We start from the raw sequence: 20,413 nt of genomic DNA, 5'->3' as shown, positions 1-20,413 counted from the left end.
GGTATGCCTGCAATCGATTTCGAGGATTCGCCCGGAAGTCTCGCCAAGTGGTTGGCGCCGACGCTGGTGGCGGTCGCCTATTTCCTGTCCGCCGTGCTCGGTCTTGCGCTCAGCCGCGGGAGCGACGGGATCGCGGCGTTGTGGCCCGCCAACGGGGTGCTGCTCGCGGCATTACTCTTGAGCCCCGTCCGGCGGCGGCCGGCGTTCGCGATCGGGTGTTTTCTCGCCAGCATGGTGTCGAACGCCAATGGCGGGTCGTCGTGGTCGCTGGCGGTTCTCCTGTCACTTGCCAACGTCATGACGGCGGTGACCGCGGCGACGATCATCGGCGGATTGCGGAGCGGCGCCGATGCCTTCCGGTCGCCGCGCGGTACGGCGATCTTCCTGTTTGGGGTGACGATCGCGGCGTCGATCGGTGCGGCCGTGGGCACGGGCGCAATAACGCGCTTCGGCGGCGGTTTTGCCAGCGCCTGGGTGAGCTGGGTGAGCAGCGATATCTTGGGCATGATCCTGGTCTGCTCGCTCGTGTTGACGGTGCAGTCGGAACGCCGCCATGCCGGGCGGAAACGCGGCTCGTCGGTCGCCACGATCGCATGGCCGCTGCTGCTGGTCGCGAGCGTGTCGTTGGGCGTGTTCGCTCAGTCGCGCCTGCCGCTATTGTTCCTGCCGCTGGCGATGCTGGTCATCGCGACGTACCGTTTGGGCCTGATCGGCGCGGTCGCTGGCGTTGCGATCGTCGCTGCGGTCGGCAGCGGGTTTTCGGCGCTGGGTTATGGTCCGGTTGCCCTGATCGGCGGCGATGTCGCGAGACGGATCGAGTTCTTCCAATTCTACCTGGCCGTGCTGTACGGCACCTGCCTGCCGCTCGCGGCGATGCTCGGCGAGCGCGTCAGGCTGGCGCACGAGCGCGCCGCGGCGGATCGCCGCTATCGCCGCATCCTCGAACAATCGCGCGAAGTGATCTTCGAAACCGACGTCGAGGGTCGCTGGACCTATCTCAACCCGGCCTGGGCGGAGCTGACCGGTCAGGATCCGGCGGTCGCCCTGGGCAGCTCGTTCCTCGAAACGGTCGAGCCCGACGATCGGGACGCCGTGCTGGCGCGACTGGCCGAACTGTATCGCGGCGATGTCGAGGAATGCGTGCAGGAGCTGCGCTTCCGCAATCTCGACGGCGACGTGCGCTGGGCCTCCGTCCGCAGCCGCGTGATGGTCGACGAGCACGGCGCGATCACCGGCACCTACGGCAACATCCACGACGTGACCGACCGCAGGGCCGCCGACGATGCGCGGATCGACAGCGAGCGCCGCTATCGCCTGCTCGCCGACAATTCGAACGACATGATCGTGCGGCTGTCGTTGCAGGGGGTGCGCCGCTACGTCTCGCCCGCGTCGTACAACCTGCTCGGCTACACACCTGACGAGATGGTCGGCGAGCCGGCGGCGGGCGCGCTCCATCCCGACGATCGCGCCATTGCGGTCGCGACCTGCAACTCGCTGCTCGACGGGGTCGAGAATCCGATGTGCATCTATCGCCAGCGGCGCAAGGACGGCAGCTATGTCTGGCTGGAAGCGAGCTATCGGCTGATCCGCGATGCCGACGGCGCCCCCGACGAGCTGATCGCGACCGTTCGCGACGTCAGCCGCCGCGAGACGGCCGAGCTCGAACGCCTCACCGCCACCAACCAACTGAGCGAGGCGAACCGCCTGCTGCTGATGGCGGAGGAGATGAGCCGCGTCGGACACTGGCGCGTGGATATCGCCAGCGGATCGGTGTTCTGGTCCGACGTCGTCTGCGCGATCCACGCCAAGCCGAGCGGCTATGCCCCCCGGCTCGACGCGGCGATCGAGTTCTATCACCCCGACGATCGCGCGCGAGTCCAGGCCGCGGTCGACGATGCCGTGACTACGGGCAAGCATTTTGCCTTCACCGCGCGCCTGCTCCGCGACGACGGCAGCGTTCGCCACATCGTTTCGAGCGGACGTGCCGAGACGGGGCCGGACGGGTCGGTGATCGGCCTGTTCGGCGTGATCCAGGATGTTACCGAGGCGCACGATGCCGACGCTGCGTTGCAGGAAACGGGGCGGCAGTTGCGCGACAGCAACCGCATGCTGACGATGGCCGAGGCGGTGGGCAAGCTCGGCCACTGGCGGATCGATTATGCGACCGGCGCGATCCTGTGGTCGGACGAAGTCTATCGCATCTACGGCCTACCGGCCGATACCATACCGACCGCCGACACCGCGTTGGCCGCTTATCACCCCGACGACGTCGCTGCGGTCCGCGAGGCGGTGGCGCATGCGCGCGAGCATCAGGTCGGCTACACGTCGCAGGCGCGGCTGGTGCGGGGCGACGGCGCAACCGTTCATATCGTCACGCGCGCCGAGGTGGAAGTCGACACCGCGGGCACGCCCACCGCCTTGTTCGGCATCGTTCAGGACGTCAGCGAACGCGTCGCCGCGCAGGCCGAGCTGGCGGACAACGAAGCGCGCTTCCGCCTGCTGACCGAACAGGCGAGCGATGTGATCTCGCTCCACGACGTCGCTGGCAATTGCTTGTTCATGTCGCCCTCGGTCGAGACGATCCTGGGCTATTCGCCGGTCTGGATGAGGGGGCGGCGGTTGCAGTCGCTGGTGGTGGCGGACGACCGTGCCGTCATCGCGCGGCTGATCGGCGACTTGACTCAGCGCGCACGGGGCGACGTCGCGACTGCGCGGTTCCGGCTCAAGCGACAGGACGGTGCGCTGGTGTGGATCGAGGCGGCGGCGCGGATCGCCGAATATAGCCATCGCCCGCGGATCGTCGTCGTCAGCCGGGACGTCAGCGACCAGGTCCGAGCCGAGGCCGATCTCGCCGCCGCGCGCGACCGCGCCGAAGACGCCGTCAAAGCCAAGACGAGCTTCCTCGCCAATATGAGCCACGAAATCCGGACGCCGATGAACGGCGTGGTCGGCTTCACCGAACTGATGCTGGCCGGCGAACTGTCGGACGAACAGCGCCGCCGGACGGAGATGATCGCCGAGTCGGGTCGTGCGATGATGCGGTTGCTTAACGATATCCTCGACCTGTCCAAGGTCGAGGCCGGGCAGATGGTGATATCGGAGGAGCCTTTCGACCTCGCCCATACGCTTGATGCCTGCGTGAAACTGGTCGGCCCGGCGCTCGAGAAGAAGGGGCTGCGGGGGCGTTGCGACCTGGCGCCGGACTTGCCCGACCGCGTGTGCGGCGATGCGCTGCGACTGCGGCAGATCGTGCTCAACCTGCTGGGCAATGCCGTCAAGTTCACCAAATACGGCACGGTCACGCTGCGCGCGTCGCGAGCGCAAGGCGATACGATCGTAATTGCGGTCGAGGATACCGGGATCGGCATCGCGCCCGATCGCCAGCAGGCGGTGTTCGATCAGTTCGTTCAGGCCGACGGCAGCATCGCCGCCCGGTTCGGCGGATCGGGGCTGGGGCTCGCGATCAGTGCGCGGCTGGCTCGGTTGATGGACGGCGACCTGCGGCTGGAGAGCGAGGAGGGACGGGGGACGACCTTCTTCCTGTCGGTCCCGCTGCGGCCCGCGCCGGAGCAGGCGGCGATGCTCGCGCAACCGACGCCGACGATCGTGCCGGTACAGCGGACGAGCACGCGTCCTTGCGTGCTCGTCGCCGAGGATCACGACGTCAACCGCCTGCTGATGACGGAGATGCTCGACCGGATCGGTTACGATTGCGAGCTGGCCCATGACGGCGCGGAGGCAGTCGCGATGGTGGCGGCCGGCACACAGCGTTATTCCGTGGTGCTGATGGACATGCGCATGCCGGGCATCGACGGTGTCGAGGCGACGCGGCGGATCCGTGCAAGCGGGGTGGATGCGCCGTCGCTGCCGATCGTCGCGCTGACCGCCAATGCCTATGCCGACGACATCGCCGCGTGCCTCGACGCCGGGATGCAAAGCCACCTCGCCAAACCGGTGTCGCTGGAGGATCTGCAGGCGGCATTGCTGCACTGGGCAGCGACGCCGGCGGCGGCGGTCGCGCCCGATGCGCCCAAGGCTAACCGTTCGATCGAGCAGCGCTACTTTGCTCGTCGGGAGGAAACGCTGGCGGCGGTCAGCCGGTTGATCCGGACGGGACGGTTCGCGGACGCCGACATCGCCGATGTCGTCGAACTGCTCCACAAGCTGGCCGGAACCGCCGGCATGTTCGGCGAAGTGGCGCTTGGCGACGAAGCATATGCGCTGGAGAACGGGCTGCGGTCGTGGCCGCCAGCGGAACGGTCGGCGCGGATCAAGGCGGGCTATGATGCGTTGCAACGCGTCGCGGAAGGAGAACGGTAAGGCGTATGGCGAAGATTGTGATCGTCGATGACGACGAGCTCGTGATCGAGAAGGCGACCCCCGCGCTGGAGCGGGCCGGACATGAAGTCGTCACCGTCCATCACGGCGACGAGGCGATGGCGGCGATCATCGACAATCGCGCCGATCTCGTCATTCTCGACCAGATGCTGCCGGGCCGGTCCGGGATGCACATCCTTGCCGAATTGCGCCAGCATCCCGACGCGGTCGATCTGCCCGTGATGATGCTGACCAGTCGCGGCACGCCGCTGCACATCGAACTCGCCGATCGGAGCGGCGCGGACGATTACGTGACCAAACCGTTCGACCCGGGTGGCCTGCCTGCGCGCGTCCAGGCGCTGCTGCGCGGCGCGGGGATTTCGCGCGCCGCGCGGACCGGCGCGGAGGCGCCTGATGCGGACGCCGGCGCGACCGAGGACTGATCGCCGCGCCGCCGGTTCCGCTCAGCGCCGCAGTTCGATCACCAGCACCTGATAGGGCGACAGGGTCGCCGGCCCCGCCGTCGTCCGCTCGCCCTGAGAATCCGCCAGCACCTTCGGCGTGCCGCTCGTCACGCCGGTCCAGCGTGCGATGTCGAGCGGAGCCGCCGTCGCCCCGGCATTCGTCGCCACCAGCACATAGCGGCCCGCGCTCGTCCGCCGCGCGAACGCATAAGTCCCCGCTCTGCCCGTATCGATCGCGACATAACTGCCATGGTCGAATGCCGGGTCGTCGCGGCGCAGCGCGGTCAGCTTGCGATACCAGTTCAGCAACGATCCCGGCTGCTTCGCTTCGGCCGCGACATTGTATTGCGCCGCCGTCCGATCCGCCGGCAGCCACGGCGTTCCGGTCGAAAAGCCGGCATTGCGCGCGTCCGACCATTGCATCGGCGAGCGTTCCTTGTCGCGCTCGTCCGCGCGCGGCCGCTGCGGGCCGAGCGGGACGCCCGCCAGTTGATCGGGCGACAGGTCGCGCATCCCGATCTCCTCGCCATAATAGAGCAGCGCCGTGCCGGGCTGGAGCAGCGTCAGCGCCGCGGTCAGCTTGGCGATCGCGTCGTTGTTGCGGCCGTCGCCGAACGCCGACCATTGGCGGCCATGGTCATGGCTGCTGAAGAACGCCGTCGACGGCAGGCCGTCGAGTTTCAGCGCGGCATCGTCGTAATTGCGCTTGAAAGCGGCGGCGTCGAGCTTGTTCATGTTGCCGATCAGGAAGTTCATCGGCAGGTTGATCTCGTCCTTGTCGCGGCCATAGACCGCGCGGAGTTCCTTGATGTTCGTGGTCGAGGATTCCCCCAGCAACACGCGCTCGCCGGGATATCCGTCGAGGATCCTGCGCATGTCGCGCAATACGATATTACCCTGCGGCAGCTGCGAATTGTACGGCTTCAGCCAGACCGGCGCGCCCTTGGCGGGGTCGGGGTCGTTGCCGTAGGCGAAGTTCTCGAACAGATACGGCGTCGCATCGAGCCGGAAACCGCCCGCGCCATGGTCGAGCCAGAAGCGGACGACGTCGAACATCGCCTGGCGCAGGCCCGGATTTCCCCAGTTGAGGTCGGGCTGTTGCGGGGCGAAGATGTGGTAATACCATTGCCCGGTCGTCGGATCCTTGGTCCAGGCCGGGCCGCCGAAGATCGATTGCCAGTTGTTGGGCGGCGTGCCGCCCGGGCCGCCGTCGCGCCAGATATACCAGTCGCGCTTGGGGTTGGTGCGCGACGCGCGCGATTCCTTGAACCATGGATGCTGGTCGGAACTGTGGTTGACGACCAAGTCGACCAGCACGCGGATGCCGCGCTTCCTGGCTTCGCGGACCAGCGTGTTCCAGTCGGCCATCGTGCCGTATTCGCGCGCGATCCCGGTATAGTCGGACACGTCGTAGCCGAAGTCGAAATTGGGTGAAGGGTAGAAGGGCGTGAGCCAGATCGCGTTCACGCCGAGCGCCTTCAGGTAATCGAGCCGGCTGGTCACGCCGGGCAGGTCGCCGATCCCGTCGCCGTTGGAGTCCTGGAAGCTGCGGACGTAGATTTCGTAGATGACGGCGTGTTGCCACCACGGGCGCGCCGCCGGCGCGGCCGTGACGGGTGTGGCGCGGTCGTCGGATGGAGAAGCGCTCGCCGCCGGCGGCATCGTTGCCGCTCCCAATGCGGCAGACACGATCATCGCCTTGCGTATCAGCCCGCTCGCCATCCTCACCTCTTTCTAACGCTTCAAGAGCCGTGGACTAGCACGAAGCAGCGGCAAGAAGCGACAGCCCGGACGTACTGCCGCTTTCCAACGGCCAAACGTCTTGGCGCCAACCGCGATTGAGCGCCGTAAATGGGGATCGCGACGCCAAATATCTGAAATAGCGTCGATTTGGGTCGAGCGGAATCGTGCTGATCTCGATCAGTTCAGCAGCGTGATCGGGAACGGTCGAGACCGCTTCCCGGTTCGATCTACAGGGCGACGACGCCCCGCGATAGGCGTCGATCCGCTATGCCCTTCATGAGGAGAAGATGATGCAACGCTATCTGATGCTGGCCATACCCGCAGCTTTGGTCGCGACCACCGCGGTTCATGCGGCGACGTCTCCGCGCGACTATGTCATGACCGCCGGCGCCAGCGACCTGTACGAGCGGCAATCGAGCCAGCTCGTCGCCGACACCACGCGCAACGCCAAGCTCCGTGCCTTCGTGCGCGACATGATCCGGGATCACACCAAGAGCACGACGTTGGTCAAACAAGCGGCGATGCGCGCGCGGATGCGCGTCACGCCGCCGATGCTGACCCCCGATCAGCGCACCATGATGGCCCAGCTGCGCGCCGCGCATGGGGCGGAGCGGGACACGCTCTACATCTCGCAGCAACGAACCGCGCACGATCAGGCGCTGGCGTTGCATCAGGATTATGCGCGCAGCGGCAGCGTGCCGAGCCTGCGCACGGCGGCCTCGCAGATCGTGCCGGTCGTGCGGCACCACATCGCGATGCTGCAGTCGATGTAAGCGAGGCGGTCGTGTCGCGCGCCAGACGTGACACGACCGCCAAATACGCGGGTGAGCCGTCAGATGACCGCGTGCCGCGACCGCTCTTCTTCGAAGGCGGCCAGTGCGGCTTCGACGATCTCGACGTCCTGATCGACCGTGCCGCCGCTCGATCCGATCGCGCCGATCACGGTCTCGCCGACCTTCACCGGCACGCCGCCGCCGAAGATGACGACGCGATCGTGATTGGTGTTCTGGATACCGAACGTCATCCGCTTCGGCTGCGACATCGCGCCCAGTTCCTCGGTCGTCATGTCGAACGCGCGCGCGGTGAACGCCTTGTCGATCGCGATGTCGATCGAGCCGAGCCACGCCCCGTCCATACGCGCGAATGCCAGCAGGTTGCCGCCGGCATCGACCACCGCGATGTTCGACGGCACGCCGATCTGCGCGGCCTTCGCCTCCGCCGTCATCAGCATCCGGCGGGCATCGCCGAGCGACAGCGTTTCGATCATCATGACCATCAGTTCTTGTCGGCCGAGCCGGGTTCGGCCATCTTGCGATGCTGTTCGGCGAGGACGGACGCCGGGGTGATCCCGGCCATCTCACCCTGGATCTTGGTCGACCAGCCGGAGAAGATCGAGTCCTTGCCGCTCATCAGCGCGTCCCAGCCGTCCTTCGCGACGAGTGCCGGGTCGCGGCGCTTCTCCGGCGTGTCGGGATCGCCGACCAAGGTGTCGAGCATATCGCCGCGCGCGAAGAAATCGGTATCGACCGGGCCGGGCTTCAACGTCGTGATCTGGACGCCGTCCGACTCCTTCAGTTCGTTGCGAATCGCGTCCGTGAAGTAATCGACGAACGATTTCGACGCATTATAGACCGCCTGGAAGCTGCCGGGGATGTAGCCGGCGATCGATCCGGTCACCAGCACCTTGCCCTCGTTGCGCGCGACCATCGCCGGCAGCACCTTGTGGAGCAGGTAGATCGTACCGGTGATGTTAGTGTCGATCACGTGCCGCCAGTCCTCGACCTTCTGATCGAGGAAGGCGTGGCCGAGCCCGTGCCCCGCATTGGCACAGAGCAGGTCGATGCGGCGATCGTCCGCCCGCGACAGCAATCGATCGACGCCTTCAACGGTCGACAGGTCGACGTCGAGCGTCTCGACCTCCGGGCCGAAATCTTCGGTGAACGGCGTGTCGGCGGCGGTCAGTACGCTGTAACCGTCCTTGACCGCCAGCTTCACGAGTTCGGCGCCGATTCCGGTCGAGCCGCCGGTGATGACTGCGAATTTTTCGGGCATGATCTTCCTTCTTTCTCTCCTCCCGCTGGTGGGAGGGGCTGGTGGAGGGCTTGTCGAGAGCGGCGAGGACGCATGCGCCCTTCCTTGACCCATCCGACAAGCGGGAGGGGATCAGGCTGCTGCCAAACCCGGTTTGAGCACGACTTTGGTCACTTCGTTCTGGTCATCGTGGAACATCCTGTAGCCGTCCGGCGCCTGCTTGAGCGGCAACCGGTGGCTGATGAGGAAGGTCGTATCGATCTTCCCGTCCAAGATCGCCTGAAGCAGCCCGGGCATGTAGTGCTGGACGTGGGTCTGACCGGTCTTGAGCGTCAGCCCCTTCTCCATGAACGCGCCCAGCGGCCATTTGTCGACGAACCCGCCATAGACCGCCGGCATCGACACGCGCCCGCCCTTGCGACAGGCGATGATCGCTTGGCGATTGGCGTGGATACGGTCGGTGCCGAGGAAGGTCGACTTCTTGACTTGGTCGAGCACGTTATCGACGAAAAAGCCGTGCGCCTCCAGCCCGACGCAATCGATCACCGCGTCGGGGCCGATCCCGCCGGTCATCTCCATCAGCGCCTCATAGACCGCCGATTCCTCGTAGTTGATCGTCTCTGCGCCGAACTGCTTGGCGAGTTCGAGCCGGTGCGGGAAATGGTCGATCGCAATGACGCGATCGGCGCCCATCAGTTTGGCCGATTGCACCGCGAAGAGACCGACCGGGCCGCACCCCCACACCGCGACGATGTCGCCGGGCTCGATCTCGGCATTTTCCGCTGCCATCCACCCGGTGGGCAGGATGTCGGACAGGAACAGCACCTTCTCGTCGTCGATCCCGTCGGGTATCACGATCGGGCCGACGTCGCTGAACGGCACGCGGACATATTCGGCCTGGCCGCCGGCATAGCCGCCGGTCATGTGGCTGTAGCCGAACAGGCCCGACATTGGCTGGCCGTACAGTTCCTGCGCGATGTCCTGGTTGTCTGCGGGCAGCCCGTTATCGCACGCCGAATATTGATGCTTGCCGCAATGGTAGCAATTGCCGCAAGCGATGGTGAACGGGACGACGATCTTCTGACCCTTCTTGAGCGTCGACTTGGGGCCGGTCTCGACCACCTCGCCCATGAACTCGTGCCCGAGCACGTCACCCGCTTGCATCGTCGGGATATAACCGTCGTAGAGGTGCAGGTCCGATCCGCAGATCGCGGTGGCGGTCACCTTGATGATCGCATCGCGCGGGTTGACGATGCCGGGATCTGGCACGTTGTCGATGCGCACGTCGTGCTTGCCGTGCCACGCAAGCGCCTTCATGCGCCTTCCTCCTCGAATTGTTCGCGGTTCATCGCCGCGGTCGCGATCTCGCCGGTTTCCATCAGTTGCTTGAACCGGCGCAGGTCGCGGCGCGCCTGGATGGCGGGCTCGCGCTGGAACACTTTGGCGATCAGCTTGCCGATCGCACCGGCCGGCGGGTCGTAGAGGATCGTCGCGGTGACCACGGTGCCGCGATCGCCGGCGTCGCGGAAATCGATCCGGCCGCTGTTCGGCACATCGGCGCCTTCGGACGAGGCCCAGGCGATGAAACTGTCCTTGGCTTCCTCAGTGACGACCGCGTCCCATTCGACGGTCTTACCGCCGGGCGCCTTGACCACCCAGTGCGAGCGCGCGTCGTCGAGCACGTCGACGCGTTCGACATTCTCCATGAACGTTGCCAGGTTGGCGAAGTCGCGCCAGTATGCGAACAGTTCGGCGGCGGGCCGGTTGATCGTGACGGCGCGACCGATGAGGGTGTCGCCCTTCGCTTCGATCACGTTGTCGGTCGCGTCGGCGACCGCGTCGTGCCGCTTGGACGCCGTCAGCGGTGCATCGTCGGTTCGGACATCAGTCGGGGGCATCGCGTTCTCCACGGCGGCGGAGCTTTCCCAAGCGAACGCCGCGTCCCATTGTTCCGGCAATTCCGGCGTCGAATCAGATAGTTGTCTGATCCAGGTTAAACTGAGTCGCGATCGAGTGCGCGGGCTGTTCAACGCCATCGCATTGGCATCGCGATGCTTTAACGCGCATCAACGCGATGGCCCGATGGCTCGGCTAGTCGAGCGCCGGGGAACCGGCTGTGACAACGAATTTTCCGACCTATCGTCTGACCGCGACTTCATTGCTGACTCCGGCCGACGTCGCGCGCATCCAGGCGCTCGGCGAGCCGCCGCAACGCATCGCGCGTTATGGCGTGATCCGCTCCGAAGGCAGCAGCGACCGCTCGGTGTACTTCTTGCTCGAAGGGTGGGTCGCCGCCTCGATGCTGTTGTGGGACGGCGAGCGGCAGATCGTGAAGCTGCACTTGCCGGGCGACATGCTGGGCAGCACGAGCATGTGCTTCGACAGCGCGGTCGATACGGTGACGGCGTTGACGCCGGCGGTGGTCAGCCGCATCCCGCTCGAGCGGATCGGCGCGCTGATGATGACCTCTCCCGCGATCGCGGTGACCATGCTGTTGGCGGCACAGGAGGAGCGGACCGTACTGATGGACCGGCTGGCCGCGGTCGGTCGTGCGAGTGCGCTGGCACGCGTCGCCGCTTTGCTGATCGAGCTGAGCGATCGCCTGCACCGCATTGGCCATGGCGATGACGACGGTTTCGACTTGGCGCTCACCCAGGAACAGATCGGCGACCTGCTGGCGCTGACTCCGGTGCACGTCAATCGCATGCTGCGGCAGTTGCAGGAACTTGGGCTGGTTGCGCGGCGAGGCCGCCGGGTGCGATTGATCGACCCGTCGGCGTTGCGGCGGCTGGCTGCGGTACGGCCGCGGACCGTGTCGACCGATGTGTCGTGGCTCGGTCGCGATATGCAGCCAGTCGCGATCCCGCCGGTCAATGGCGACGGACCGTTGCGGCGCTGAGCGATTCCCGCTCATCGCATTGCGCGAGGTTAGAAGGATGCAACCATGCCGATGACGCGGCGTTGCCGTCCGATCCTCTACCGGAGATTTCGGACATGACGCAGCTCGCCTGGCCCGAAGCCGCCAACCGTCGCCTGCGCGCGCTGTTGTGGAAACGCTGGTCGATCGCGGAGATCGCGCTGTCGCTCGGCCGTCCGGTCAGCGAAATCCGCAACCAGATGCGGCGGCTCGGTTTGTCGCGGCCGGTGTAACGGCTCCAATGCGTCCCGTTTTCGAACCGACTTGATCTGGATCAGCGCGATTGTTCGCGCGCGCCGGGCAACCCGGCACGACCACTACGGGTTTGATGATCGAGATGATAACCATCCCGATCCAGACCGCGCCACACCACGACGAACTGAACGCCATCACCGTCAACGTCGAGCAATTGTCGGCCGCCCGCCATGCGCTTGCACAACTCGCCGAGCATCTGCGTTGGGATCACCACGCCCGCCACAACGCGTTGTGCGCCGACATGCCCTGCCGCGAGATCGTCGCCCGGACGATCGACGCGCGACTGACCGCGTTGCGCAAATGGGAAGACATTCGCGATCCCGACCGCGCCTTCGACCAGCACCACCTGATGGCCGCCGCCGCGCTGGCGCCGCTGGTCGACACCGATCACGGCCTTGGCTTCGACGACGCGACGTTCGGCGACCTGGCGCGGTTCGTTGGTGAGGTCACGGGTCGCGCCAGCGAACGTTGAATCAGTGTAAATGCTGCGCGTGACTAGGATTTTTCCGCTGAAACGCTTTGCCGAGCAATTTCCGGTACTGCTCGCCGACAAGCAGCGCATCTGTAATCCGCCTGAAAGCCGCCGCCGCTAAGCGGGTACGCGAAAATTCACCAATCCGGGACAGGGAAAATGTCGCGACGTGTCGCATGACCGATCGCACGTCTTGTGTCGGCACGATTATTCTTCATGACTGCGCGAAACGGGGGAGAACTCTGCATGCATTACGGCCGGATGCGTTGGCTTGCCTGGGGATTCGCGCTAGCCGCGTCGGCGCCGGCCCATGCGTCCGATACGCTGGACATCGCCGAACCGCCGGCCTGGGTGAAGGTCCACGCCGTTCCGCCCGTGCCCACGCAATCGACCACGGCGCCATCGCGTGCGTTGCTGCGCGATGCCCAACTCCGGTTCGACGAGGACGGCGCGCTCGAGACGTATTGGGACGAGGCTTTCCAGATCACAGGCGCCGACGGCCTGGCAAAGCTTGCCAGCGTCACCACGTCGTGGAATCCCGAACATGACAGCGTGACCGTCCATCGGCTCCGCATCCTGCGCGGCGGCCAAGTGATCGACGTGCTCAAGACGCAGAAGTTCAGCGTCCTCCACCGTGAGGTGAATCTCGAACGCGCGTCGATCGACGGGCGCCTGACCGGATCGCTGCAGATCGAAGGACTTCAGGTCGGCGACATCGTCGAATTCGCGCGTACCTATCGACACATCGACCCGGCGCTGGGCGGCCATCGCGAGGCCGACATCCGGTTCGCATCGATGACGGCCGATTCGCGGCTGACGGCGAGCTGGGGGGAGGGCGGCTCAATGCAGTGGCGCGCGATGCGCGGCCTGCCCGAGCCCGTGGTCAAACGTGATGGCGAAACGGCCGTCCTGTCGATCACGGCGCCCTACCTCGCGACTCCGGTCCTGCCGCGCGGCGCGCCGGCACGGTTCCAGCAGGCGGATGCGATCCAGTTTTCCGACTGGAAGGATTGGGCGCAGCTATCGGCAGCGATGGCGCCGCTGTACGCGAAGGCCGCGGCGGTCGCGCCGGACGGAGCAGTCGGGCAGGCGGCGGCGAAGATCGCGGCGAGCTCCAAGGATCAGGTCGCGCGCGCCGAGGCGGCCCTCGCGCTGGTGCAGAACCAGGTCCGCTACCTGTTCGTCGGACTGAACGACGGCGGCTACGTGCCGGCGGCGGCCGAACAGACGTGGCAGCGGCGCTATGGCGATTGCAAGGGCAAGACGGTGCTGTTGCTCAGTTTGCTCCACGCGCTCGGGATCGAGGCGCAGCCGGTGCTGGTCAACACGACGGCGATCGGCGACGCGGTGCCGCGCTATCTGCCCGCGGCGGGGTTGTTCAACCATGTGCTGGTGCGCGCGACGATCGGCGGGCGCGCTTACTGGTTGGACGGGACGCGGATGGGCGACCGCCGGCTGGCCGAGATCGAGACGCCGGCATTCCGCTGGGGCCTGCCGCTCCAGCCGAGCGATGCGACCCTGGTCCGGATGATGCCCGATCCGCGCAAGACGCCGTTGATCGCGACTCGGCTGTCGTTCGACGGGTCGGCCGGGTTCGACAAGCCGGTGCCTGCGCACGGCGAGGTCGTGTTCCGCGGCGATGCCGGCACGCTCATCAGCCGCCAGATCGCCGCGACCGCCAGCGATGCGCGCGAACGCAGCCTGCGGACGCTGTGGCGGCAGAACTACCCATATCTGACGCCGACCACCGTGTCGGCGACCTTCGATGCGACGACGAATACCGAAACGCTGACTTTCGCCGGCACCGCCGCCCTCGACATGCAGGACGGTGCGATGGAGCTGACGGGCGTGCAACTGGGCGGCACAGTCGACTACTCGCGTGAGGACGGCCCCGACCAGGACGCGCCGTTCGCCGTCAACTATCCATTTTCGAGCGAATATCTCGAGACGATCACGCTGCCGGGCAAGGGCAAGGGGTTCACGCTGGACCCGCTCGCCTTCGACCGTACGATCGCCGGGTATGCCTATACGCGCCAGGGTGCCATCGACGGCGGTGTGCTGACGCTCAAGCTCAGTCGGCAAGCGGTCGCCCCCGAATTCCCCGCCACCGACGCCCCTACCGCCCAACGCGACCTGCGGCGGCTGTCGCAAATGCACCTCTATTTGCGGCAGGCGAGCGCGGCAGGAGGCGGTACCAAGCCGTGATGCCGGCTCGGCAGCCCACAACTACGACTTCCGCGAAGCGTAGGGCATCATCTGGTGATGCTGCTCATCCAAGAGTGGTGCGGCCGAGAAGACTCGAACTTCCACGTCCTTTCGGACACAACGACCTCAACGTTGCGCGTCTACCAGTTCCGCCACGGCCGCACGCTGTGAGAGATGCCGCCGAACGATGCCGGCGGCTGGCAGGCGAGCGCCACTAGCAGCGGGTTCGCGCCAGCGCAATGGGCGTGATGCGGTGCGCGCTCACTCGCTCGGCGCGGCGCTGGCGAAGCTCAGGTGGACGGTGCGCGAGGCGGGGGGGACGTCGAGCTTGGCGCTGTCGAAGTTCATCGTCGCGCCGGGCGCGATGGCACGTTGATCGGGTTTGATCGTCCAGCTGAACACGATGCGTTTCTGGGCGTCCCACAATTCGGCGCGGATGTCGGGGACGGCCTGCTGGCTCGCGGTCGGGTTCTGGATCTGGCCGCCGATCGCGAACAGTTCGCTGCCGCTCGGCAAGTCGCGGCGGTCGGGCTTCTTCAAATTGACGAACTTGAGCGGCGTCTCGCTTCCACCGAGCGGGATGCCGAGCATCGCGGCGAAGCTCGGCAGATTGCCGAACAGCAGCGCTGCGGCGGCGATCAGCATCAGCGCGCCGGCGCTCAGTGCGGCGATCGTCCAGCGCCGCGCCGGGTTACGGCGCGGGCGGAACGACGGATCGGGCGCATATGCGGCATAAGCGGGCTTGGGATCGGCATAGACTGGCGCGGCGGATGGCTCCGCTGTCGCGGCCGGTGCGGGTGACGTTTCCGATGGAGTTGCCCCCTCCGGCGCGACCGGCGGCGTGATCGCGGCGACCGGCGCCACGGTCGATCCCGAGGTCGGCTGAAACCAGCTATGCCGGCAGTTGGCGCAGCGCACGATGCGCCCGTGTGGCCCGACCGCCGAGTCGGGCACCAGGTAACGGGTATGGCATTCGCTGCATTCGAGGATCATCGATGGGCGTTTCCGTCGGTTGCACTTTTGCGGCAAACCGTGCGTTAACCCTAGGCAAGCGGTCACGGCGCGGCAAGTGTGATGCCTTGATCGGTATCGCGGCGCCGTGCGAAGGCTCTGGCCGGGCAGGGGGCAAACGGGGTACCACACGCCGGATGGCGAACATCGTGCAGTTCGAGGATGTGGGGCTGTGCTATCCGGGCAGCGACCGCGAGACGTTGTCGGACGTGCGCTTCACGCTGGCGTCGGGCGGCTTCTATTTCCTGACCGGGCCGAGCGGGGCCGGCAAGACCTCGCTGCTCAAGCTGCTCTATCTCGCACAGCGGCCGACCTCGGGTGTCATCCGGATCTTCGGGGAGGATGCCGGGGCGTTGGCGCGCGCGCGCCTGCCCGGGTTCCGGCGACGGATCGGGGTGGTATTTCAGGACTTCCGGCTGGTCCCGCACCTGAGCGCGTTCGACAACATCGCGCTGCCGTTGCGCCTCGCCGGCGTGCCCGAAAGCGACGTGATCGAGCCAGTGCGCGAGATGCTCGCCTGGGTCGGCCTGTCGCAGCGGATCGACGCGACGCCCCAGACGCTGTCGGGCGGCGAGCAACAGCGGATCGCGATTGCGCGCGCGGTGATCGGCCGGCCTGAGATTCTGGTCGCCGACGAGCCGACCGGCAACGTCGACCCCGATATGGCGGCGCGGTTGCTGCACCTGTTCGAATCGCTCAACCGGCTGGGGACGACCGTGGTGGTGGCGACGCACGATTTCCACCTGCTTGGCCGGGTCCAGAACGCGCATATGATGCGGATCGAAGGCGGCAAGCTGTTCGATCCGACCGGCGCGCTGCGCAATCCCCCGGCGCGGCCGCAATGAGCGTGCGCGTGGTCCCTTCCGCCGCTGACCGGCGCGTCCTCGACGATCGCGGCGGCGGTGCGGCGATGACGTGGATCATGGCGATCATGCTGTTCCTGACGGTGCTCGCCGCCGCGGTGGGGCTGGGAATGGTCAATGCGGCGGGCGCGCTCGACCGCCAGCTTGCCGGGCGACTGACGGTCCAGGTCGTGACGGCCGATCCAACGCAGCGGGAGGCGGATACAAGCCGCGTGCTGACGGCGCTGGCCGAGATGCCGGCGGTGCGCCGCGCGACCCTGGTCGATCGCGATCGGCTCGACCGGCTGCTGCGGCCGTGGCTCGGCGACAGCGCGAGCGATGCCGACGTGCCGGTCCCAGCGCTGATCGATGTCGACATAAGCGTGCCGAGCGAGGAATCGGCTGCTCGCGTCGCCGCCGCTGTCCGTGCGGTCGCACCCGACGCGCGCGCCGACGCGCAGTCACGCTGGTTGACCCCGGTCGCCGATTTCATGCGGACGCTGATCGCCGCCGCCGCCGTACTGGTGCTGCTGATGATGACGGCGACCCTGGCCGCGGTGCTGCTGGCGGTGCGCGCCGGGCTGGAGACGCATCGTGATACGATCGCGATCCTGCACATGCTGGGATCGACCGATATCCAGGTCGCGCGGCTGTTCCAGCGGCGGATCGCGCTCGATACGCTGATTGGTGGGGTAGCGGGGACACTGGCGGCCATGGTCGCGGTGTGGCTGATGGTGCGCGAGATGGCGGGGATGGGGTCGGACCTGGTCGGCGGCGCGGTGCTGGGTGAGGGCGACTGGCTGATCCTCGCGATCCTGCCGTTGCTGTTCGCAGGCATCGCGACGATTGCCGCGCGGTTCGCAGTGTTGCGCCGGCTGGGGCGCGTGCGATGATCGTGCGGCGCATCCTGGCGGTGCTGTTGCTGGCGTATCTGTTCGGGTTCGTCGCTTACATGCTGATGCTGGCACGGCCGGTCGAAGGGGTGACGACCGACGCGATCGTCGTGCCGACCGGGGGCAGCGGACGGATCGATCGCGGGATCCAGCTCCTGCAGAACCATCAGGCCAAGCGTCTGCTGATCTCCGGCGTGGCGCCGGGGGTGAGTTCGGGCCAGCTCGCGCAGCAATATCGCGTGTCGCCGGCGCTGTTCGCCTGCTGCATCGACCTGGGGCGCGAAGCGGTCGACACGACATCGAACGCGCGTGAGACGGCGCATTGGGTCGAGCAGCACGGTTATCGCTCGGTCCGGCTGGTGACGTCGGACTGGCACATGGCGCGGGCGCGGATGGAGCTGCACGCGGCGCTCGATACCGATGTGGCGTTGGTCGCCGACGGCGTTCCCGCCGAAGCGCCGCTCGGGCTGCTGGTGATCGAATACAACAAGCTGTTGCTGCGGCGCGTCGCGCTGTGGACCGGGATCGGCGCGTGACGTTCGTCCGCAATATCGTGTTCACGCTGGTGTTCTACGGCGCGTCGGTGCCGATCGTGTTGGTGGCCCCGCTGTCCGCGCTGTTCGGCCGGCACGCGCTGATCGCGCACGCGGTCGGCTGGGCGCGGTTCCATCGCTGGTGCGTCCACTGGCTGCTCGGCATCCGCACGCGGTACGAGGGGGCGCGGCCGGCCGGCCAGACCTTCTATGCCGCCAAGCATCAATCGATGTTCGAAACGCTTGACCTGATCGTCGAGATCGGATCGCCCGCGGTCATCATGCGGCGCGAGTTCGCGCGCATCCCGATCTGGGGCTGGGCGACGCAGCGCTACGGCATCATCTTGGTCGATCGCGCCGCCTCGGCCAAGGCGTTGCGCGGGTTGATGAGGGAAGCGAAGGCGGCGCGCGAAAGCGGTCGGTCGGTGATGATCTTCCCCGAAGGCACGCGCGTGAAGCCGGGCGAGGCGCCGCCGCTCAAGTCAGGGTTCGTCGGGCTCTACAAGATGCTCGACCTGCCGGTGGTGCCGATCGCGACCGATGTCGGGCGGTTATGGCCGAAGGGCGGGCTGAAACGCGCGGGCGTCGCCACGTTCCGCTTCGGCGACCCGATACCGCCCGGCCTGCCGCGGGGCGAGATCGAGGCACGCGTGCATGCGGCGATCAACGTGCTGAATTAGTGCCTCGACAATCAGTCGTGCTTCCGCCCGAAGTCCGGTGCGGCGTCGTCCTGGCCCTGGTCGATGATCGAGCGGCGGATCGCACGGGTGCGGGTGAACAGGTCGAACAACTCGTCGCCCTTCCCCCAGCGGATCGCGCGCTGCAGGCTGGTCAGATCCTCGGTGAAGCGTTGCAGCATGTCGAGCACGGCGTCCTTGTTCGACAGGAACACATCGCGCCACATCGTCGGGTCGCTCGCGGCGATGCGGGTGAAGTCGCGGAAGCCGCCGGCCGAATATTTGATGACCTCCGACCGCGTCACTTCCTCCATGTCGCCGGCCGTGCCGACGATCGTGTAGGCGATCAGGTGGGGCAGGTGGCTGGTGATCGCCAGCACGCGGTCGTGATGGTCGGGCGCCATGGTCTCGACCTGCGCGCCGATCCGCCGCCAGAACTCCGCGACCCGTTCGACGGCCGCCGGGTCGGTGCCGTCGGCCGGGGTCAGGATGCACCAGCGGTCGTGGAACAGGGTCGCGAAGCCCGCGTCCGGCCCGCTGCGCTCGGTGCCGGCGACGGGATGTGCGGGGACGATCGTCACGCCGGGGAGCGCCGCTTGCAGCGCCGCCAGCACGCTGCCCTTCGACGAACCGACGTCGCTGACGATCGCGTCCGACGGCAAGTCGACCGCGATCCCATCCGCCGCCATCCCCATCGCGCCGACCGGCACGCACAGGATGACGAAGTCGGCATCGGTCACCGCCGCGCCCGCGGTATCGGCCACGTCGTCGCAGAAACCGATCGCCCGCGCCGCCTCGCGCACCTCGGCGTCGGCGTCGTGCCCGGTGATGCGCACGCTCGGCATGTGCGCCTTGATCGCGCGCGCGACCGACGAGCCGATCAGCCCGAGCCCGACGATCGTGACTCGCGCGAACGGCAGCATCAGCCGCTCTTTTCCACCATCGCGCGCATCGCCGCGATCACGCCACGGCACTCGTCGGCGGTCCCGATCGTGATGCGCAGGCCGTGCGGCAGGCCCTGTCCGGGCAGCCAGCGGACGATATAGCCCGCCTCCATCAGCCCTTTGTACGCAACCTCGGCCGTCAGCGCGCCTTCGAACAGCACCAGCACGAAGTTCGCCTGGCTCGGCACCGCGCGCAGGCCGGCATTGCCCAGCCTGGCGATCTCGTCGGCGAACCACGCCCGCCACTCGGCATTGTGGGCACGAGTATGCTCGACGAAGCCGGTATCGCCCAGCGCCGCAACCGCCGCGGCCGTGCCCGCGATGGTGATCGAGAAAGGCAGGCGGATGCGGTGCATTGCCTCGATGATCGGCGCGGCGGCATAGCCCCAGCCGATCCGCTCGGCGGCGAGGCCGTACATCTTCGAGAAAGTACGCGTGACCAGCACGTTGGGCGCGGTCGCCGCCAGTGCCATGCCGCCGTCCTCCGCATCGCCCTCGATATATTCGGCATAGGCATGGTCGAGCACGAGCAGGATGTCGGGCCGCAACCCGGCGTGCAGCCGCGCGATCTCGTCGCGGCTGGCATAGGTGCCGGTCGGGTTGTTGGGGTTGGCGACGAACACGATCCGCGTCCGCTCGGTGACCGCGGCCAGGATCGCATCGACGTCGGTCGCATAGTCCTTGTCGGGGGCGATCACCGGAGTCGCGCCCACGCGCCGCGCCGCGATCTCGTACACCGCGAAACCGTAATGGACGAAGATCACCTCGTCGCCCGGCCCCGCGAACGCGCCGGCCGCCAAGTGGAGCACCTCGTCCGATCCGTTGCCGTAGATGATCCGCGCGGGGTCGAGGCCGTGCTTCGCCGCCAGCACCTCGCGCAGTTCGTTGGCGCTTGCGTCGGGATAGCGTTCGAGCGTGCCGGCCGCACTCTCGAACGCGGCGCGCGCCTTCGGGCTGGTGCCGAGCGGGTTTTCGTTCGACGACAGCTTGGCGACCTTGCGGCCGTCGTCAGTGGTTGAGCGGCCCGGCACGTAGGGCGCGATCGCCATGATCCAGGGTTTGGGCTGTGGTGCGGTCATGGGCGCGAGCCTATGCGCTGGCGGGCCTCG

19 protein-coding genes and 1 tRNA gene are annotated in these 20,413 nt (G+C 67.1%); 11 read left to right on the top strand and 9 right to left on the bottom strand.

The features are described 5' to 3' along the window. Positions 1-3 precede the first annotated feature (3 nt). Positions 4-4,320: a PAS domain S-box protein gene (locus J0I47_RS10710; protein ID WP_294046990.1), complete on the top strand. Its 4,317-nt coding sequence runs from the start codon at positions 4-6 to the stop codon at positions 4,318-4,320. 5 nt (positions 4,321-4,325) lie between these two features. Then, positions 4,326-4,760: a response regulator gene (locus J0I47_RS10705; protein WP_294046989.1), complete on the top strand. Its 435-nt coding sequence runs from the start codon at positions 4,326-4,328 to the stop codon at positions 4,758-4,760. Positions 4,761-4,781: 21 nt separating this feature from the next. On the opposite strand, the gene J0I47_RS10700 is transcribed toward J0I47_RS10705, so the two are convergent. Continuing rightward, positions 4,782-6,503, bottom strand: coding sequence for an alpha-glucosidase (locus J0I47_RS10700; RefSeq protein WP_294046988.1), 1,722 nt, complete (start codon positions 6,501-6,503; stop codon positions 4,782-4,784). A gap of 311 nt (positions 6,504-6,814) precedes the next feature. On the opposite strand from J0I47_RS10700, the gene J0I47_RS10695 reads away from it, so the two are divergent. Next, positions 6,815-7,297 carry a DUF4142 domain-containing protein gene (locus J0I47_RS10695; RefSeq protein WP_294046987.1) on the top strand — a complete coding sequence of 161 codons (483 nt, stop codon included), beginning with the start codon at positions 6,815-6,817 and terminating at the stop codon, positions 7,295-7,297. A 59-nt stretch (positions 7,298-7,356) separates the two neighbouring features. On the opposite strand, the gene J0I47_RS10690 is transcribed toward J0I47_RS10695, so the two are convergent. The 4 genes from J0I47_RS10690 to J0I47_RS10675 form a co-directional block, all read right to left on the bottom strand. Then, entirely contained in the window at positions 7,357-7,794 is a 438-nt protein-coding gene (locus tag J0I47_RS10690; RefSeq protein ID WP_294046986.1) for a heme-binding protein, read from the bottom strand. Positions 7,795-7,799: 5 nt separating this feature from the next. Beyond that, positions 7,800-8,576 carry an SDR family NAD(P)-dependent oxidoreductase gene (locus J0I47_RS10685; protein ID WP_294046985.1) on the bottom strand — a complete coding sequence of 259 codons (777 nt, stop codon included), beginning with the start codon at positions 8,574-8,576 and terminating at the stop codon, positions 7,800-7,802. Positions 8,577-8,687: 111 nt separating this feature from the next. Then, entirely contained in the window at positions 8,688-9,872 is a 1,185-nt protein-coding gene (locus tag J0I47_RS10680) for a zinc-dependent alcohol dehydrogenase (RefSeq protein WP_294046984.1), read from the bottom strand. After that, positions 9,869-10,453, bottom strand: coding sequence for an SRPBCC family protein (locus J0I47_RS10675; protein WP_294046983.1), 585 nt, complete (start codon positions 10,451-10,453; stop codon positions 9,869-9,871). Before J0I47_RS10675 ends, J0I47_RS10680 begins: the two co-directional genes overlap by 4 nt. 218 nt (positions 10,454-10,671) lie before the next feature. On the opposite strand from J0I47_RS10675, the gene J0I47_RS10670 reads away from it, so the two are divergent. The 4 genes from J0I47_RS10670 to J0I47_RS10655 all read left to right on the top strand — a co-directional run bounded on the left by J0I47_RS10670 (position 10,672) and on the right by J0I47_RS10655 (position 14,404). Beyond that, a complete protein-coding gene (locus tag J0I47_RS10670) occupies positions 10,672-11,454 on the top strand; it encodes a Crp/Fnr family transcriptional regulator (protein WP_294046982.1) in 783 nt (260 codons plus the stop codon). Between the two features lie 95 nt (positions 11,455-11,549). Beyond that, a complete protein-coding gene (locus J0I47_RS10665) occupies positions 11,550-11,705 on the top strand; it encodes a hypothetical protein (RefSeq protein WP_294046981.1) in 156 nt (51 codons plus the stop codon). Between the two features lie 95 nt (positions 11,706-11,800). Then, entirely contained in the window at positions 11,801-12,199 is a 399-nt protein-coding gene (locus tag J0I47_RS10660) for a hypothetical protein (RefSeq protein WP_294046980.1), read from the top strand. 261 nt (positions 12,200-12,460) lie between these two features. Then, positions 12,461-14,404 carry a DUF3857 domain-containing protein gene (locus J0I47_RS10655; protein ID WP_294046979.1) on the top strand — a complete coding sequence of 648 codons (1,944 nt, stop codon included), beginning with the start codon at positions 12,461-12,463 and terminating at the stop codon, positions 14,402-14,404. Between the two features lie 75 nt (positions 14,405-14,479). Here the strand turns inward: J0I47_RS10655 and J0I47_RS10650 are convergent. Together J0I47_RS10650 and J0I47_RS10645 are read right to left on the bottom strand one after the other, a co-directional pair. Continuing rightward, positions 14,480-14,566, bottom strand: a tRNA-Leu gene (locus J0I47_RS10650). Between the two features lie 99 nt (positions 14,567-14,665). Continuing rightward, a complete protein-coding gene (locus J0I47_RS10645) occupies positions 14,666-15,397 on the bottom strand; it encodes an MJ0042-type zinc finger domain-containing protein (RefSeq protein WP_294046978.1) in 732 nt (243 codons plus the stop codon). Positions 15,398-15,552: 155 nt separating this feature from the next. Here J0I47_RS10645 and ftsE point away from each other — a divergent pair, with 155 nt between their 5' ends. The 4 genes from ftsE to J0I47_RS10625 are packed head-to-tail and all read left to right on the top strand — an operon-like array spanning position 15,553 to position 18,363. Continuing rightward, on the top strand, positions 15,553-16,260 hold the full coding sequence (gene ftsE / locus J0I47_RS10640; RefSeq protein ID WP_294046977.1) for a cell division ATP-binding protein FtsE: 708 nt from the start codon (positions 15,553-15,555) through the stop codon (positions 16,258-16,260). Further along, complete coding sequence (locus J0I47_RS10635; RefSeq protein WP_294046976.1) at positions 16,257-17,150, top strand: FtsX-like permease family protein; 894 nt, start codon at positions 16,257-16,259, stop codon at positions 17,148-17,150. The genes ftsE and J0I47_RS10635 overlap by 4 nt, the downstream gene beginning before the upstream one ends. Then, positions 17,147-17,686, top strand: a complete 540-nt coding sequence (locus J0I47_RS10630) for a YdcF family protein (RefSeq protein ID WP_294046975.1) — start codon at positions 17,147-17,149, stop codon at positions 17,684-17,686. Before J0I47_RS10635 ends, J0I47_RS10630 begins: the two co-directional genes overlap by 4 nt. Then, entirely contained in the window at positions 17,683-18,363 is a 681-nt protein-coding gene (locus J0I47_RS10625) for a lysophospholipid acyltransferase family protein (protein WP_294046974.1), read from the top strand. The genes J0I47_RS10630 and J0I47_RS10625 overlap by 4 nt, the downstream gene beginning before the upstream one ends. Positions 18,364-18,374: 11 nt before the next feature. Here the strand turns inward: J0I47_RS10625 and J0I47_RS10620 are convergent, their stop codons facing one another. Together J0I47_RS10620 and hisC are read right to left on the bottom strand one after the other, a co-directional pair. Beyond that, positions 18,375-19,283 carry a prephenate/arogenate dehydrogenase family protein gene (locus J0I47_RS10620; protein ID WP_294046973.1) on the bottom strand — a complete coding sequence of 303 codons (909 nt, stop codon included), beginning with the start codon at positions 19,281-19,283 and terminating at the stop codon, positions 18,375-18,377. After that, entirely contained in the window at positions 19,283-20,383 is a 1,101-nt protein-coding gene (gene hisC, locus J0I47_RS10615; protein ID WP_294046972.1) for a histidinol-phosphate transaminase, read from the bottom strand. The genes J0I47_RS10620 and hisC overlap by 1 nt, the downstream gene beginning before the upstream one ends. Between the last annotated feature and the right edge of the window lie 30 nt (positions 20,384-20,413).

Source organism: Sphingomonas sp., from assembly GCF_017304635.1.
In the GTDB taxonomy this organism is placed as follows: Bacteria; Pseudomonadota; Alphaproteobacteria; order Sphingomonadales; family Sphingomonadaceae; genus Sphingomonas.
This window is presented reverse-complemented; position numbering and strand designations above follow the sequence as displayed.